The sequence below is a fragment of the Sphingomonas sp. UYAg733 genome (genome assembly GCF_054057355.1).
Genome location: NZ_JBSRZE010000022.1, coordinates 35,715 through 52,618, shown reverse-complemented (window position 1 = coordinate 52,618; position 16,904 = coordinate 35,715). Strand labels below are relative to the sequence as shown.

The following is a 16,904-nucleotide window of genomic DNA, read 5'->3' as shown; positions in this document are numbered from 1 at the left end:
TCAATCGTGATACCAGTGCGCATGTCGCAACGTCGCATGCCGCAGCCGCCATGGGAATCCTGAAACGGACTCCTTCGTTCCGATCAATCCACTAGGTCGGTCGCGTCAGCGCTGCGTTGTCAGTTTGTAGACCATCTTGTTGTTGTAAGTCTGGCCGGGGTCGAGCCGAACCGAGGGGAAGTTCGGCTGGTTCGGCGCATCGGGGAACAGTTGCGGCTCCATCACGATCGCGTCGCCCATGCGGTAGATCTGGCCCTTTTTGCCGGTGATCGTCGCGTTGAAAAAATTGCCCGAATAAAATTGCAGGCCGGGCTGATTGGACCACAGTTCGTAACCGCGCCCCGACACCGGATCGACGACGCGCGCCATCATATGGAGGGTCGGCGTCACCTTATCACCGATCACCCAATTGTGATCATAGCCGCGACCATAAGCGATCTGCGGATCGCGCGCATCGCGCACCCGGTCACCGATCGCACGCGGCTTGCGGAAATCGAAAACCGTGCCGGCAACGGGCACATGCCGCCCGGTCGGGATCGCGGTTGCGTCGGTCGGGGTATAGCGCTCCGCCGGGATCGTCACGACGTGGCCCATCGCGCCGCGCGGGGATCCCACGCCGGCCAGATTCCAATAGGCGTGGTTGGAGATGTTGACGACGGTCGGCTTGTCGGTGGTCGCGCGATAGTCGATCGTCAGCTGGTTCTTCTCGTCGAGCGAGTAGGTCGCGAAGGTGGTGACCGTGCCGGGATAGCCCATGTCGCCATCCGGGCTGACGTAGCGCAAGGTTACCGAAGCGGTCGGGCCGCTCTTAACCTCGATCACTTCCCACAGCACTTTGTCGAAACCCTTTGTGCCGCCATGCAGCGAGTTCGGGCCGTCATTGGTCGGCGTGTTGTAGGTCTTGCCGTCGAGCGTGAAACGGCCCTTGGCGATACGATTGGCAACGCGGCCGACCGTCGCACCGAAAAATTCGGGCTTGGCGAGATAGCCGTCGAGCGTGGCGTACCCAATCTGCACGTCCTCTACCTTGCCCGCCTTGTCGGGCATCATCAGCGCCTGGATGGAGGCGCCGAGCGCGATCACCGTGACGGAGACCAAGCGACCATTGCTGAGCGTCACCGCGGGGACATCGCGGCCATCGGGCATCGTGCCGAAGCTCGATTTCTTGGCGCCGGCGGCCAGCGCCGGGGTGGCCGCGACGGTGCCGATCGCGAGAGCAACCAATGCGGTCGCAGCGAGGAAGGTGTGTTTCATGATATAGCTCACTTTTCTGTCTCTCGGGCGGTCTCTTCGGCCGTGGGGCCGCAGTGTATCAGTCGGTCACGCGTACGGGCAGTATCGTATCATCCCCGGCATAGCGCAGGCGATCGATCGCCACCTGCTGTTCGCCCTTGAACGGCGCGTCGTTGCGCGCGCGCCCAGAATGCGACGACGATACGGCGGCCTTCTTTCACCGGCTTCAGCGTCGGCGTGACCACGCCACCACGGCCGAACTCGAACGTCGGGCTGCTGACCGGAATGCGCAGCAGGGGCCGGTCGCCCTGCACCGTCACCGCGACGGGCGCTTCAGCAGCGGCCACTGCCGGAGCAGTTGAAACCTGCGCCACGTCGATCGCGCTCGCTGACAGCAACAAGGCAGCGGCGGCACCACGCAGCGTCCCGGTCATCATATTCTCCTATTAGTCGGACATATTGCTGTGTGGAAGGCTCAGCCGACGGCCGGGTCGGGCAGTACATGCGTCGGTCGCGATCCCCACAATGCATAGAACAGCACATAGAGTTCGCAGGCGGCAGTGAGCAGGAAGGACGCTTGAAGCCCGTATTGATCGGCCAGCCAACCCTGCACGATCACCAGCGCGCCGCCCGCGATCGCCATGATCAGCAATCCCGATCCCTCCTCGGTCAGCGGACCGAGGCCGCGAATGCCGAGGGTGAAGATGGTCGGGAACATGATCGAGTGAAACAGCCCGACCGAGATCAGCGCCCACATCGCGACATGGCCCGTCGCGAACGCGGCAACCAACATCACCACCGTCGCGCCGATGCTGGCGATGGCGAGCACATGGCCGGCATCGACCTTCTGCATGACGAATGCGCCGACCAGCCGGCCGACCATCATCCCGCCCCACAACAGGAACAGATAGTTGGACGCCTGCTGGTGAGTCAGATTGCCGATCTCCGGCTGGCTGACGAAGTTGATGAACAGATTGCCCACGCCGATCTCGGCGATCAGGTAAATGAAGATCGCCGGGATACCGAACACCAGGTTGCGATGGCTCCACAGTGAATGGGACTTGCGATCGGCCTTGGCGGCGCGCTGCGTCGTTGCGCCCATGGCGGGGAGCGGGAAACGCGCGATGACAATGGCGAGGACCGCCAATACTCCCGCGACGATAAGATAAGGCAGCACCACCGACTGCGCGTCGGCGAGCTTCTCGGCGGAGGTCAGTGCGGTGGCTCCGGCGGCGGCCGTACCGGAAGTAGTGCGCCCGAGGATGAGATAACCGCCGAACAGGGGGGCGAGCGTCGCGCCCGCCGAGTTGAACGCCTGCACCAGATTCAGTCGCGACGACGCGGTCTCGGGCTTGCCGACCACCACGACATAGGGGTTGGCCGCGACCTGTAGCAGCGTGATGCCGCTGGCGATCACGAATAGTGCGAACAGGGTGACTTCGTAGGATGGGATGCGCGCCGCCGGCACCATGATCAGCGCACCACCAGCCATCATGCCAAGCCCGATGACCATCGATTTCTGATAGCCGACCCGTTCGATCAACTTGGCGGAGGGGATCGACGCGAAGAAATAGGCGATGAACCAGACGCTCTCGATCAGCGTCGTCTGGGTATAGGACAGGTCGAACACGCTGCGCAGGTGTGGCAGCAACGTCCCGTTGATGACTGTGATGAAGCCCCACATGAAGAACAACGTTGCCAGCAGACTGAGCGCCGGGGCGTAGCTGAAACCCTTCTGCCCGAATTGCTCAGGATTTCCCGTCGTCGATGGCGGCATTGCCATATCATCCTTCTCCACCGTTCAGGCGTGCCCGACGGTCTGGCCGTCACGACTTGCGCTCTATTTATTTGTCGGACTATATATGTGCCAAGGACGCGTCAATGGCGTCTGCGTCGGGGAGGGCGACATGCCAGGGTCAAGCGGGAAGATGAGGCTGAGCGATAGCAACCCGCGGAAGCGTCGCGGCAGTCCTCAACGTAACCCCGGACGCTGTGCCAAGCCCGCTCGGGCGCAACGAATCGCCCGACAGCCCGACCCCATGTGCTGATCCCGGCAAGCCCACGCTCCGCGTCGAGCCACCGCCTTTTCACCCGCCCATGACGGAACTCTTGATGACCTCGCCCAATAGCAACGCTCCCCTGCCCAAGCTCCGGTCGCGCGCCTGGTTCGACAATCCCGACAATATCGACATGACCGCGCTGTATCTGGAGCGGTATCTGAATTTCGGGCTGAGCCTGGAGGAGTTGCGCTCCGGCAAGCCAATCATCGGTATCGCCCAGACCGGCAGCGACCTTTCCCCTTGCAACCGCCATCATCTGGTGCTGGCGGAGCGCATCCGCGACGGTATTCGCGAGGCGGGCGGCATCGCGCTCGAATTCCCGGTCCATCCGATTCAGGAAACCGGCAAGCGCCCCACCGCCGGTCTCGATCGCAATCTCGCCTATCTCGGTCTGGTCGAGACGCTGTATGGCTACCCGCTCGATGGCGTGGTGCTAACGACGGGTTGCGACAAGACCACGCCCGCCTGCCTGATGGCGGCGGCAACCGTCAATCTGCCGGCGATCGCTTTGTCGGTCGGCCCGATGCTCAACGGCTGGTACAAAGGCGAGCGTACCGGGTCCGGCACGATCGTGTGGAAGGCGCGGCAATTGCTCGCGACCGGCGAGATCGATGATAAAGGCTTTATCAAGCTGGTGGCGAGTTCCGCGCCATCGACCGGCTATTGCAACACGATGGGCACCGCGAGCACGATGAATTCGCTCGCCGAGGCGCTGGGCATGATGCTGCCGGGCTCGGCCGCGATCCCTGCGCCCTACCGCGACCGTCAGGAGGTCGCCTACCTGACCGGCAAGCGCATCGTCGCGATGGTTGCGGAGGATCTGAAGCCCTCTGACATCCTGACGCGTGATGCGTTCCACAATGCGATCGTCGTCAATTCGGCAATCGGCGGTTCGACCAACGCGCCAATACATCTTGCGGCGATCGCTCGTCATATCGGGGTCGATCTGCCGCTGAAGGATTGGGAGACGGTCGGCCACAAGGTGCCGCTGCTGGTCAATCTGCAACCGGCCGGCGAATATCTGGGGGAGGATTATTACCGCGCGGGCGGTGTGCCCGCCGTCGTTGCAGAGTTGATGGGCCATGGGCTGATCCGCGAAGGTGCCATGACCGCCAACGGCCGCACCATCGGCGACAATTGCCGCAGCGCAGGAATTGAGGACGAACGGGTCATCCGCCGCTTTGACCAGCCGTTGAAGGAGGAGGCGGGCTTTCTGGTCCTGTCGGGCAATCTGTTCGACGCCGCGATCATGAAGACCAGCGTGATCGATGATGCCTTCCGCGCGCGTTACCTGTCCAATCCCGACGACCCCGACGCGTTCGAGGGGCCGGCGGTCGTATTCGACGGGCCGGAGGATTATCACCACCGCATCGACGATCCCGCGCTGGGCATGACGCCTGAGACGCTGATGTTCATGCGCGGTGCCGGACCGATCGGCTATCCGGGCGCGGCGGAGGTCGTCAATATGCGCCCGCCGGCCTATCTCATCACCGAAGGCATCGGGACGCTGCCCTGTGTTGGCGATGGTCGCCAATCGGGCACCAGCGGCAGCCCGTCGATCCTCAACGCCAGTCCGGAAGCCGCGGCGATGGGCGGTCTCGCATTGCTCGAAACCGGCGACCGGGTACGCATCGATCTCAAACGCGGCACGGTGAACGTGGCTCTGTCGGACGAGGAGTTGGCGGCACGGCGGCGCGCGCTCGAGGCGAAGGGCGGCTATGCCTACCCCGCATCGCAGACGCCGTGGCAGGAGATTCAGCGCGCGGTGGTCGGCCAGATGGACACCGGCGCCATTCTGGAGGGTGCGGAGAAATATCAACGCATCGCCCAGACGATGGGCCTTCCGCGCGACAATCATTGAGGCTCTGGCTGTGACCGAATGGCAGATGATCCGGCGCGACGTTTGCGACCAATTGGGCGAAGGCACCTGCTGGTCACCACGCGATCAGGCGCTGTACTGGGTCGACATTCTCGCCCCCGCGCTCAACCGCCTGTCGCTCACTGATGGCGCGATCACCCGCTGGGCGATGCCCGAACCGCTTGGCTGGGTCGTGCGGCGCAGCGCCGGCGGACTGATCGGCGGTTTCCGGAGCGGTGTGGCCGAAATTGACCTCGATCCGGTCGCTATCCGCCCGATCGTCGACCCCGAGCCTAATTTCCCGGGCAACCGGATTAATGACGGCAAGGCGGACGCGCAGGGCCGGATCTGGTTCGGCACGATGGATATGGCCGAACAGGCCGATTCCGGATCGCTGTATCGGTTGGACACCGACCGGCGATGGACCCGATTGGACAAAGGCTACCGGGTGCCAAACGGCCCGGCCTTCTCGATCGATGGACAATGGCTCTATCACAGCGATACCGCGCGGCAGACGATCCACCGCTTTGCGCTGCATGACGATGGGTCGGTGTCGGACCGCCAGCCGTTCATCCGATTCGAGGAGGCCGACGGCTATCCCGACGGCATGACGGTCGATGCCGCAGGCGGATTATGGGTCGCTCATTGGGGTGGCAGCCGCATCAGTCGCTTTGCGCCCAACGGAACGCTCGATCGCGCCATTGCTCTGCCCGCGCGTCAGATCACCAATATGGCCTTTGTCGGCGAACGGCTCGACCGGCTGTTTGTTACCTCAGCAGCGACCGGGTTGCCTCAGTCCGAATTCGACGGCGCACTGTTCGAAGTGGAAACCGGTTCGATCGGCCTGCCGACGCATGAGTTTGCGGGGTAAGAGGCTGTATCAGAACGGTAGTGTAATAGTGGACGATCGGGTTTTGATGTGATTCCGAGGGGTTGCGACACCAGCTTTGGAAGACATGATGTGGAACCGACCGCTCGCGCGCTGCTCTCATCGCGTCGCCCGAGGCCGCGCGATGGGTGGGCTGGCGCTGATCCGTACCGGAGACCTAGCGCGGACGGCGCCAACGTGCTGATCGAGGGCATCGAACTCGCCCAGCGCCGCCGCGCGCTGGCGCAGGCCGGCGGCTACGCCTTCCACCTCGCAGACGCCGTGGCAGGAGATGCCGCGCGGCGTGGTCGGACAGATGGAGACTGGCGCGATCTTGGAAGGGGCGGAGAAATATCTGCGCATCGCCCAGACAATGGGCCTGCCGCGCGACAATCACTGAGCGACGCAGCAGCTTACCAGAACGCCAGATACAGCGCGGTGAGCACTAGGATGACGCCCGCGCCCAGAATGTTGAACGCGGTCGTCGTCCGGTAGCTGACATCGTTCGTGACAATGTGATCGACACGCTGTTGCGGGCGCAGCAAAGACACGAACATCGCCAGCAGTAATGCCGCGACGAACACCACCGCCCAGCGATCCATGAAAGGCAGCGACGGCCAGAATTGCGCGAAGACCATCGACAGCAATAATGAACCGATCGCCCCGGCCAGCGCGCCCGCCTCGCTTGCTCGTTTCCAGAACAGGCCAAGCAGAAAGATGACGGTGACGCCGGGAGTGAAAAAGCCGGTATATTCCTGGATGAACTGGAACGCCTGATCCGATTTGCCAAGCAGGGGCCGCGCTACGGCAACCGCGATCAGCGTCGCCACGATCGCGCTGATCCGCCCGACGAATACGAGGTCCCGCTCCTCGCGATACGCCTGTTCGGGCGTCGCATCCTCCGATCGCTTGCCCGCGAATGCGCGGTAAAGATCGAGCGTGAAAATCGTGCCGATCGAGTTGATCTTTGACGCCGCCGACGCGACGATCGCTGCGGTCAGTGCGGCGAAGACCAGTCCGAGCATGCCGGTGGGCAGCAACGTCATCATCGTCGGATAGGCCTGGTCGGGCTTGGCGAGCCCAGGTGCCAGCACCACCGCAGCGATCCCCGGCAAGACGATGATCACCGGCATCAGCAGTTTCAGATAGGCGGCGAATACCACGCCCTTCTGCGCTTCGGCCAGGTTCTTCGCGGCCAGCGCACGTTGGATGATATATTGGTTGAAGCCCCAGTAAGCGAGGTTGGCGATCCACATCCCGCCGACGATGACGCTGATCCCCGGCAGGTCCTTGTAAAAGGGATTGTCCGGTTTCAGGATCATATGGAAATGTTCGGGCGCGGAATGCAGCAGACTGAAAAAGCCGCCGATGATGCTACCCTCGCCGATCCGGCTGAGCGTGATCGCGCTGATCGTCAGCCCGCCGGCGACAAGCAATGTCACTTGGACGATATCGGTCAGCGCGACCGCCTTCAGCCCGCCGCGGAGCTGATAAAGCAAGGCAAACGCGCCCAGCGCATAGAGCGCGATATCCTGATCGATCCCGGTCACCTGTGCCACCGCAATCGAGCCGAGCCAGATGATCGAGGTGAGGTTCACGAATACGTACAGGCCAAGCCAGAACACTGCCATCAGGGTACGGATCGAGGGGCCGTAACGCCGCTCCAGGAACTGGGGCATCGAATAGATTTCGTTGCGCAGAAATATTGGCAGGAAGAATTTGCCGACGATCAGCAACGTCAACGCCGCCATCCATTCGTACGACGCGATAGCCAGCCCGATCGCATAACCCGAGCCCGACATGCCGACGATCTGTTCGGCCGAAATGTTCGCCGCGATCAGCGATGCGCCGATCGCCCACCATGGCAGGTTCTTCGACGCCAGAAAGTAATCGGTCGCATCCTTGACGTGTCCGGGTTTGTCACGCGAAACACGCTGCGCCAGCCCAAAAATGGCGATGAAATAGGCGACGACGATCGCCGCATCGATCCACGACATGGTCATCGTCACTGCCCCCCGCGCTGCATCAATAGGTCGCCCGGCCACCCGAAATATCGAACACCGCACCGGTCGAGAAAGAATTTTCGCGCGACACCAGCCAGGCGATCATCGATCCGATTTCGTCGAGCTCCAAGAATCGCGCGCGCGGAATCTTGGCCAGCATGTAATCGATGAATTCCGGCGAAACGCTGTCGAAAATTCGCGTTCGCGCCGCCGCGGGAGTAACGCAATTGACGCCGATATCGTATTCGGCGAGCTCCTTGCCGAGCGATTTGGTGAGCGCGATCACCGCGGCCTTTGATGCGCTGTATGCCGCCGCTTTGGGATTGCCTTCCTTGCCCGCGATCGAGGCGATGTTGACGATCCGGCCATAATTGCGCGCGATCATAGCAGGAAGCACGGCGCGGCAGCACAGGAAGGTGCCATCGCTGTTCACCGCTTGCACCCGCCGCCAATCGGCCAACGAATAGTCCCACAAATTGGCGGTCGGCCCGGCAATCCCCGCGCTGTTGACGAGGATATCGATCTGCTGGTGGCGGTGGAGCGTTTCGTTCGCCGCCGCCTGCACACTGGCTTCGTGCGACACATCGATCTTGATCTGGCCGGGTATGTCTGCCGCCGCCTCCAGATCCCAGATGACGACCTGCGCGCCTGAAGCGGTGAGCCGCTTTGCAACCGCCGCGCCGATGCCCTGCGCGCCGCCCGTTACGACTGCGACCGCGCCTTCCAGATCAATCCGGTTCATCGCCGCGCGACGATCTGGCATTGCATACCCAGCCCGTCGATGCCGAGTTCCAGGCGATCCCCGGGTGACAGAAAAACAGGCGGCTTGAATCCCGCCCCAACCCCGGCCGGCGTGCCAGTGCAGATCAGATCGCCGGGTTCGAGCCGCGCGAAGCGGCTGAGATAGCTGATGATCTGCGCGGCCGGAAAAATCATTGCTGCGGTCGATCCATCCTGCCGTCGGTCGCCATTGACGTCGAGCCACAGCCGCAGGTTTTGCGGGTCGGCCACGCCATCGCGCGTTACCAGCCACGGCCCTGCGGGGCAGAAGCCGGGATGGCTTTTGCCCTTGATCCACTGCCCGCCACGCTCGAGCTGCCAGGCGCGTTCGGAAACGTCGTTGATCAAGGTGTAGCCGAAGACATGGTCCAGCGCCGCGCCTTCCGCGACATCGAAGGCCGCCGTACCGATAACGATGCCAAGTTCGACTTCCCAATCGAGCTTGGTCATCCCATCGCTGAACGGAATCGCGTCACTCGGGCCGCTGAGCGCGCTGGCCGCCTTGCTGAACACTACCGGCTCGTCGGGAATCGACATGCCGGCTTCGTGCGCGTGATCGCGGTAATTGAGGCCGATGCACCAGATCGTCCCCGGCCGGGCGAGCGGGGGGCCGAGCCGCTCACCCGCCAAGTCCACCGCCGGATGATGCGCTGCGGTTACTGTCGACAGCTTTTCGACCAGCGCTGGCCCGAGCGTAGCCGGATCGTAATCGCCGACGATCGCCGAAACGTCGATCGCAATGCCGGACGGATCGAACACGCCCGGACGTTCGAGGCCCGGCTGGCCAAAACGAAATAGTTTCATTTTTTGTCTCCCGGAGTGGTTGCGGAACCGGTCTGCGTCTTGCCCCACCACGTGTCTGCAAGCGGTGCCCCCCCCGCATAATGTGCGGCGCCAAGCTGCTCCTCGATCCGCAGGCATTCGTTCCATTTTGCCATCCGCTCGCTGCGCGCGAACGAACCGACCTTGAGCTGCCCTGCACCCAGCCCGACCGCGAGGTGGCTGATCGAAACATCCTCGCTCTCGCCCGATCGCGCGGACACGATTGTCGACCAGCCGGCAGAGCGCGCCGCGTCGAACGCAGCGATCGCGCGCGAAACGGTGCCCGCCTGATTGACCTTGATCAGCGCCGTATTGCACGCGCCCCGGCTTTGGCTGTGCCTGATGCGCGCGGCATCGGTGACGAGATAATCGTCGCCGACTACCTGAACGCTGCCGCCATGCGCTCGCGTGAAGGCGGCAAAGCCTTGCTCCTCATCTTCACCCACCGGATCCTCGATCGCGACGATCGGATAGCGCGCGAGCCAATCGGCCAATTGCGCGATCAGCGCATCGCGATCGAGCAGCCGCCCGTCTCGCGCCAGCCGATAGTGATCGCCATCGCGGAACTGCGTGGCGGCGATATCGAGCGAGATTACCACACGTTCGCCCGGCACTTCCCCGGCTGCCTCGATCGCGCGCATTAGCATGTCGAGCGCATCTTCGTTGGATTCGAAATCAGGCCACCAGCCGCCTTCGTCCGCTACACCGCCGCTGCGCCCCCGATCGGCCATACAGCGCCCTGCCGCGTGATAGACTTCGGCAGTGATCGCCATCGCCTCGTCGAAGCTGGCTGCACCGGGCACCATTATCATGAAATCCTGTACGTCCACGCGGCGCGCAGCATGCGCCCCGCCGCCGAAAATCTGGACTTCGGCCAGCGGCAGCAACGGCCGGGCGGCGCGCATGTCGGCCAGATATCGCCACAGCGGCTGGCCGGCAGCGGCAGCGGCCGCGTGGAGCACCGCAAGCGAAACAGCTACGGTCGCGTTACCGCCGAGCCGGGACAATGTTTGCGTGCCGTCCAGCGTGGCCAGCAGCGCATCGATCGCCGGCTGATCGGTTGCGTCCAGGCGGTACAAGGCGGGCGCGATCTCGGATAGGATTCCGGCGATGGCGCGCGCCACGCCCTTGCCGCCAAACGCCGCGCCGCCGTCACGCAGATCGACAGCTTCGCGCGAACCGCACGATGCCCCCGCTGGTGCGATCGCGCGGCCCCAGGCACCGCCGGTCAGCCGAATTTCAGCCTCCACCGTCGGCAATCCGCGCGAATCCCACACGCGCCGGGCATGGACCGATGCGATCGAGGACAGCGTCATCGGCTTATCCCGGCAATGGAGTATAGGGTCGCGTGAACGCCGGATGCGTTTTGATCGAACAGCTTGAGCGCTACGTCGCGCACATCCTTGGCGGTGGCCGAGGTCAGATATTCAAGCGGGGATTTACCATCGACCCGCGTCAGCATAAGCGCGGGGAGCAGCCGTGCTACGCGGGCGTTGATCGACGCGATCGGCTCCCAATCGACCGCACCCCGGTACGCCGCCCAAAGCGCGATAGCCGCCTGCAATAGCGCAGCGCCATCCGCCGGGTACACGATCGCCTTGATCGCAAGATGATTGAGTACGAACGCGGCATCGAAGGCGGGATCGCCGAAGGTCGCGCATTCCGCATCGATGAACACCGGCCCATCTGGTCCGCATAGGATGTTCTTGGGGCTGATGTCGCCGTGCACCAGCGCGATCCGTGCGTTGCCCTGCTCGCGCGCCAACGCATCGATACGATCGGCGATCGCGGGGTGCTGGTTGGCGGTGAAGCGCAGATAAGGATCGATACGCAGCGCATCGAAATCGGCTTGGCTGGCGAAGCGTTCCATGCACTCCGAATCGCGCGCCGAGGCGGCATGGATTTCGCCGAGCCGGCGGCCAACCGACGCCGCAATACCCACGTCGATCTTGCCACTGAGCAGATCGGACTTCCAGTTGGAATGCGTGTCGCGGGGCAGGAACTCCATCGCGATGCCGTGGCGATCGGGATCGTGGCCGAGCACGCGCGGCGCATAGCCGGGAAAGCGGTTGCCGATAAACGCTAGCCAGCGATATTCGGCGATACTCCGAGCGACCGGCGCGTACCATTCGCGCGCGACGCGCAGCCGCGGAATGGCGAATTTCATGCACAACATGCGATCGCCCAGATCGACCCGGAAGACATCCGACGACACGCCGCCAGGCAGCGGCTCGACCGCAATCACCGCATCGACAACGTCGATCGCGTGCAACATTTCAGCGATGCGCTGGCGGTCCGCAAAATGCCCCACGTCGATTGCCGTCTGCATCACTCGGCCGCCCTGAGCGGCTTGGGCGCGGCGCTAGCCAACGCCGCCTTTATCGCCGCCTCGGCGACCGGCGCCATCGCGCGATAGCCTTCGGCGGTCGGGTGTACGCCGTCGCCGGTCATGCCGTCGCGCATGCCCAGCCCATCGCCTTTTAGCACCGCCCAATAGTCGGCATAGACCGATCCCGTACTGGCGGCATAGGCCTTCAGCCAGGCGTTGAGTTTCATGATCCGAGTGCCGGTTTCCATCGCCGGTTTCCACGGAAAGCGATCCGACGGCAAGATTGATCCGATGATAACGCGGATGCCATGCGCCTGCGCCAGCTCGACCATCGTCTTGAAATTATCCTGCGTCTGCTCCGCCGTCATCGGCCCGGTATTGCCGCCGATATCGTTGGTCCCGGCCATGATCTGCACCACATCGGGTTTCAGATCGATCACGTCCTGGCGGAAACGCACGACCATCTGCGGCGTGGTCTGCCCGCCGATCCCGCGATCGATCCGGCCCGGCGTGAAGAAAGCGCGATCCGCCCCCAGCCACCAGTCGGTGATCGAATCGCCGATGAACACGATGCGCGATCGCCCGGGTGTCGGTTTCAACGCGGCGTTCGCGCTGCGATACCGGCCCAATTCCGGCCAATCGTTGTGGATGCGCTCCTCGACCGGGTCGGGAGCCCTGGCGGCTTCCTGCGCCTGCGCCGAAGCGCACACCAACACCGCCGCCAGGAACGCTGGGGTGAATTTCATCTGGAAGCTCCTCGAATGGGAAACGGTCGTCACTGCGCATCTCCAGGAATAAGCAGCGCGCGGCGAAAGAAGTCGCGCGCCTTGAGCCAGAAGAACGGCTGGTAGACGCGGTGGGCAGTGTCGGGGAGGATGACGAGCTCGAACGGCTTCTGCGCCTTGCTCAGCGCCTTGGCCAGGCGGTAGGTCGCGGCGACGGGCACATTGTCGTCGATCTCGCCGTGCACCAGCATCAGCTTGCCCTTCAGCTGCCCGGCGACCGCAATGTTTGAATTGCGCTCCCACGTTGCATCATCGGCCAAGCCCATCGACACTTCGGGCCACCATGCCTTGTCGAGCCGCAGATCGTGGTTACCCGCCCCCGCCAGCGCGGCGGTGAAGAAATCGGGCCGCCGCAGGATGAAGCGCGCCGCGTCGTAACCGCCGGCCGAGAATCCGTAGGCGCCGACCCGCTTCAGATCGAGCGAGGGGTAGCGGACTGCCATCGCGCGGAGCACCGCAATATGATCGTCGAGCCCGACCTCACCGAGATTGCGCCACGCTGGCAGCCTGAATGCCTGGCCGCGAAGCGAGGTGCCGCGCCCGTCGATCTGCGCAACTACGATGCCGAGTTGCGCGATGCTGTTGGCAGCGTTGCGGATCGTGCCGCCATAGGTGGCCGGCACGTTGCTGGTGGTCGGCCCGGTATAAACGTTGTCGAGCACGGGATAACGCTGCGCGTGATCGAATCGCCGCGGACGATAGAGCATGCCGTAGAGCGTTGTGCCCTCGATTTGTATCGCAAACGGCTCGGGTGGGGTGAAGCCGCTGGCGAGCAATGCGGCAGGATCGGCGCGCGCCAGTTCCATCATGATCTTGCCGTCACTAGCGCGGCGGAGCAGCGTGCGCGTCGGCTCGGTCGGGCTGGACATCGCATCGAGGAACCAGCGCCGGTCAGGCGAAACCGTGACTTCGTGGTCGAGCGGCTCGGGCGTCAGCAACTGCGGCTGCGCGCCAGGGCGGATGCGATAAAATGCGCGCCAGGTCAGGTTGACACCGGGTTCACGCCCGGTGCCCGTAATCAGCACGCCGTCATCGCGGTCGATGCTTTCGATCGCCGCGACTTCCCACTTCCCGAGCGTCAGCGGCACACCGCCATCCGGATCACCGGCCCCGACAAAATACAACTGCGTCCAGCCGCTGCGTTCGGAGACGATCAGGTCGCCGCCCATATCCGGCGCGTGCCGGATGATAGTCGAGGTGATCGTGACGACCGGCTTGACACGCTCACGAGCGATCCGGCGCACGAGGCCATTGGCCGGATCGATCTCGAAATCGACGATTTGCCCGTAGCCGCGCTCGGTCCAGAGATACCGCACACGATCACCCTCCCAACCGAGATCGGGGTCGGAGGGATATAGCATCGTTTGCGGCGGCACAGCCGGAACAAGCAGCGCAGCCCGCTTTCTCGCGACACTGGTGGCGACATCGATGATCACCGGTGTTTCCAGCGGCACGCGCGGCGCACCGGCGGTTGGATAGATATATCGGAACGAACGCGGATAGCGTGCGCCGTCCGGACTCGATTGAGTCATCGTCAGGGGCTCGACGCCGCGAATGTCCAGCCGATAGGTCACGATCCGCCGTGAATCGGCTGACCAGGAAGCAACGGTCGGCAATTTGGGCTGTTCGGTGCCCTCGCGCAGGATGTCGGGCAGCATCGCCACGCCTTGGCCATAGGGCTGGTCCGCTGTTCCATCGGTCGTCAGCGGCTGCTCGCGTCCGGTGGCGATCTCGATCGCGACCAGATTGTTGTTTTGGGCGACAACCCGGAACCGACCATCGGGCGATACGACGCCGTCGGGCTTTTCCACCTGCGCTTCGTAAGACGCGGTGCGGGTGGCCGGATCGTACCACCAGCGCACCTTATCGATCTCGCCTTCGAGCCGTTGCTTGCCGGCATTCCAATCGATCTTCCTGGCATCGATATCCGCCGGCTTGATCGACCTGCCGCGCGCGATCGCAAGCGCGGGCACGAGTTCTTCTTCGAGCGCGATTTGACGCGCTGTACCAACGTCGGGATCGGCCAGCATAAAGCGGCGGCTGCCAAACGGGCCGAGATGGTAGAGGACAAGTTTCCCGTCAGCTACGAAGTGCGCAGAGACGTCGAGATTGGCGACCAGCCGGTCAATCCGGAGATACTTTTCCGCCGCCGCATCGTCCGCCGCGAAATCGCGCGCGCGCGCCGCAGCGGGGAGCATCAGCACGGCAAACAGGATCGAACCCAGCCGGATAATCCGTCCCGGCGAGCGGCGCGGTGTGCGTGCGCGATCAGTCATGGGGATAGGGATCAGGGCCACCCGCGGCGATGAAGCGATCGATTCGCCTCCGCAGTACCGGCAGCGGTACCGATCCGGTCTGGAGCACGGTATCGTGGAAATGGCGGATGTCGAATTTCGCGCCCAGCGCCTGTTCGGCCTTCGCGCGCGCCGCGACGATCGCCATCTCGCCAAGATAATAGCTCACCGCCTGGCCGGGCCAGGCGATGTAGCGATCGACCTCGGTTTCGATCTCATGATCGGCAAGCGCGGTATTGTCGTGCAAATAGGCTTGCGCACGTGCGCGGCTCCAGCCTTGCGCATGAATGCCGGTATCGACCACCAGCCGTGCTGCCCGCCACATCTGGTAACTGAGCATCCCGAAGCGGTCATGTGGCGTGGGATACAGGCCCATTTCGTCGCCCAGTTTCTCGCAATACAGCGCCCAACCCTCGCCATAGGCCGAGATGTAGATATTGCGGCGAAACGGCGGCAGAGCCTGATTTTCCTCGGCGAGTGGCATCTGGAAGGCATGGCCCGGCGCACTTTCATGCAGCGTCAGCGCGCGTAGGGCATAGAGCGGCCGGGCAGACAGATTGTAGGTGTTGACAAAATACACCCCTGGCCCACCACGGCCCGAGGTGTAGAAAGGCGCCAGCGCCGGTGGCACCGGCAGCACCGCAAAGCGGCTACGCGGCAGACGCCCGAACCAGGCGGACGCCTTGCCATCGACTTCCTTGGCGATCCACGCCGCTTGATGGAGCAGTTCGTCGCCGGTTTTGGCGTAGAAGCGCGGATCGCGCCGCAAGAAAGCTAGAAAGGCTGGCAGGTCGCCGTCAAATCCAGATTGCCGCATTGTCGCAATCATCTCGGCCTTGATCCGCGCTACTTCGGCCAAGCCAAGCGCATGGATCGCCTCGGGCGTCATGTCCTCGGTAGCGAATTCATACAACTTCGAGCGGTAATAGGCTTGGCCGTCGGGCAATTCGGTCGCTGCCAACGCGGTGCGTGCTCCCGGTACATAGGTACCGCGCATGAAAGTAAGCAGATCGCGGTGCGCGGGGATCACCTTTTCCGCAATGGCCTTCCGCGCCGCTGCACGCAGCGCATCGCGCGATGCAGCCGGGATAGATCCCGGCATGTCGCGGAACGGCGCGTAGAAAACATTGTCCTCGATCCGCTTCGCTGCGATCACCGATACGATGGTCGCGTCGCGCCCCTGCAAAGCAATCTGTGGCGGCGTAAAGCCGCGCGCGAGTCCGGCGCGCATATTGATGATTTGCTGCGCGAAATAGCGCGGGATATCGCTTAGTTGCTTGAGATAGCCACGATAGGCAGCCTCATCGGCAAAGGCGCGGTCGTTGCCATTGTTGAGATCCGACCAGAAGGCGGTATCGGCGTTGAGCGGCTTTTCGTAATCGCGATAGCGAAGCTCTGCGACACGGATGCGCAGCTGATAGGCATAAACGGCGTAATCGTCGCGCTGATCGGACGTGAGCCGATCGAGCCGGATCGCCTTCAGTTTCCCGAACGACGACTGAAGCCGCTCCAAGCGGCCAGCCTGCGCTCGCGGAGAGACGTCGGGCAAGACGGTTGGCTCGGCATGACCGTGATTTTCCGACGGTGCGCTTTCAGCCGAATCGTGGTTCCAATCCTCAGAATAGAGCGCCTTTAGTCGTGCCGCATCGCCCCGCGCTATCTTGCTGGGCATGGCGGTCGACGCCGCCGAAAGCGATGCGAGGAGTAACCATTGCGCGAGGGTGTACGGCCCTGGCGCCCGCCGGTTGCCCCGTCTGCCCATTCCGCCAATGATCAAGCAATCCTCCCGCTGATACAAATCGTATAATATATTTGACAGCCGGATGGAAACGCTATTTTGTCGGACTATTGAATTAACGCTTGAAGGGTTTT

Annotated in this window: 13 protein-coding genes and 1 pseudogene; 3 read left to right on the top strand and 11 right to left on the bottom strand. The window is 63.4% G+C overall.

All coding sequences use genetic code 11. The annotated features are described in order from the left end of the window. Positions 1-105 precede the first annotated feature (105 nt). The 3 genes from ACVWZA_RS20575 to ACVWZA_RS20565 all read right to left on the bottom strand — a co-directional run bounded on the left by ACVWZA_RS20575 (position 106) and on the right by ACVWZA_RS20565 (position 3,016). Entirely contained in the window at positions 106-1,254 is a 1,149-nt protein-coding gene (locus ACVWZA_RS20575) for an aldose epimerase family protein (RefSeq protein ID WP_457313310.1), read from the bottom strand. A gap of 89 nt (positions 1,255-1,343) precedes the next feature. Further along, positions 1,344-1,667: a hypothetical protein gene (locus ACVWZA_RS20570; protein WP_457313309.1), complete on the bottom strand. Its 324-nt coding sequence runs from the start codon at positions 1,665-1,667 to the stop codon at positions 1,344-1,346. Between the two features lie 41 nt (positions 1,668-1,708). Beyond that, positions 1,709-3,016: a sugar MFS transporter gene (locus ACVWZA_RS20565; protein WP_457313308.1), complete on the bottom strand. Its 1,308-nt coding sequence runs from the start codon at positions 3,014-3,016 to the stop codon at positions 1,709-1,711. A gap of 329 nt (positions 3,017-3,345) precedes the next feature. Here ACVWZA_RS20565 and ACVWZA_RS20560 point away from each other — a divergent pair, with 329 nt between their 5' ends. From ACVWZA_RS20560 to ACVWZA_RS20550, 3 genes and pseudogenes are all read left to right on the top strand, one after another. After that, complete coding sequence (locus ACVWZA_RS20560) at positions 3,346-5,154, top strand: IlvD/Edd family dehydratase (RefSeq protein WP_457313307.1); 1,809 nt, start codon at positions 3,346-3,348, stop codon at positions 5,152-5,154. A gap of 10 nt (positions 5,155-5,164) precedes the next feature. Next, positions 5,165-6,022, top strand: coding sequence for an SMP-30/gluconolactonase/LRE family protein (locus ACVWZA_RS20555; protein WP_457313306.1), 858 nt, complete (start codon positions 5,165-5,167; stop codon positions 6,020-6,022). A 92-nt stretch (positions 6,023-6,114) separates the two neighbouring features. Next, positions 6,115-6,419: pseudogene (locus ACVWZA_RS20550) on the top strand (dihydroxy-acid dehydratase); the annotation flags it as partial. 13 nt (positions 6,420-6,432) lie between these two features. Here the strand turns inward: ACVWZA_RS20550 and ACVWZA_RS20545 are convergent. From ACVWZA_RS20545 to ACVWZA_RS20510, 8 genes are read right to left on the bottom strand one after another with little or no spacing between them, the layout of a single operon-like run. Continuing rightward, the gene (locus ACVWZA_RS20545; protein ID WP_457313305.1) at positions 6,433-8,022 is read right to left on the bottom strand and encodes a sodium/sugar symporter; all 1,590 of its coding nucleotides are present in this window, start codon (positions 8,020-8,022) and stop codon (positions 6,433-6,435) included. Positions 8,023-8,044: 22 nt separating this feature from the next. Beyond that, the gene (locus ACVWZA_RS20540; protein WP_457313304.1) at positions 8,045-8,785 is read right to left on the bottom strand and encodes an SDR family NAD(P)-dependent oxidoreductase; all 741 of its coding nucleotides are present in this window, start codon (positions 8,783-8,785) and stop codon (positions 8,045-8,047) included. Then, entirely contained in the window at positions 8,761-9,606 is an 846-nt protein-coding gene (locus ACVWZA_RS20535; protein ID WP_457313303.1) for a fumarylacetoacetate hydrolase family protein, read from the bottom strand. Before ACVWZA_RS20535 ends, ACVWZA_RS20540 begins: the two co-directional genes overlap by 25 nt. Further along, positions 9,603-10,940: a phosphopyruvate hydratase gene (eno, locus tag ACVWZA_RS20530; RefSeq protein WP_457313302.1), complete on the bottom strand. Its 1,338-nt coding sequence runs from the start codon at positions 10,938-10,940 to the stop codon at positions 9,603-9,605. Before eno ends, ACVWZA_RS20535 begins: the two co-directional genes overlap by 4 nt. Continuing rightward, positions 10,937-11,953, bottom strand: a complete 1,017-nt coding sequence (locus ACVWZA_RS20525) for a phosphotransferase family protein (RefSeq protein ID WP_457313312.1) — start codon at positions 11,951-11,953, stop codon at positions 10,937-10,939. The genes eno and ACVWZA_RS20525 overlap by 4 nt, the downstream gene beginning before the upstream one ends. Beyond that, positions 11,953-12,699 carry an SGNH/GDSL hydrolase family protein gene (locus tag ACVWZA_RS20520; RefSeq protein ID WP_457313301.1) on the bottom strand — a complete coding sequence of 249 codons (747 nt, stop codon included), beginning with the start codon at positions 12,697-12,699 and terminating at the stop codon, positions 11,953-11,955. Before ACVWZA_RS20520 ends, ACVWZA_RS20525 begins: the two co-directional genes overlap by 1 nt. A gap of 29 nt (positions 12,700-12,728) precedes the next feature. Next, on the bottom strand, positions 12,729-15,014 hold the full coding sequence (locus ACVWZA_RS20515) for a prolyl oligopeptidase family serine peptidase (protein ID WP_457313300.1): 2,286 nt from the start codon (positions 15,012-15,014) through the stop codon (positions 12,729-12,731). Next, positions 15,007-16,704: a DUF885 domain-containing protein gene (locus ACVWZA_RS20510; RefSeq protein WP_457313299.1), complete on the bottom strand. Its 1,698-nt coding sequence runs from the start codon at positions 16,702-16,704 to the stop codon at positions 15,007-15,009. Before ACVWZA_RS20510 ends, ACVWZA_RS20515 begins: the two co-directional genes overlap by 8 nt. Positions 16,705-16,904 lie beyond the last annotated feature (200 nt).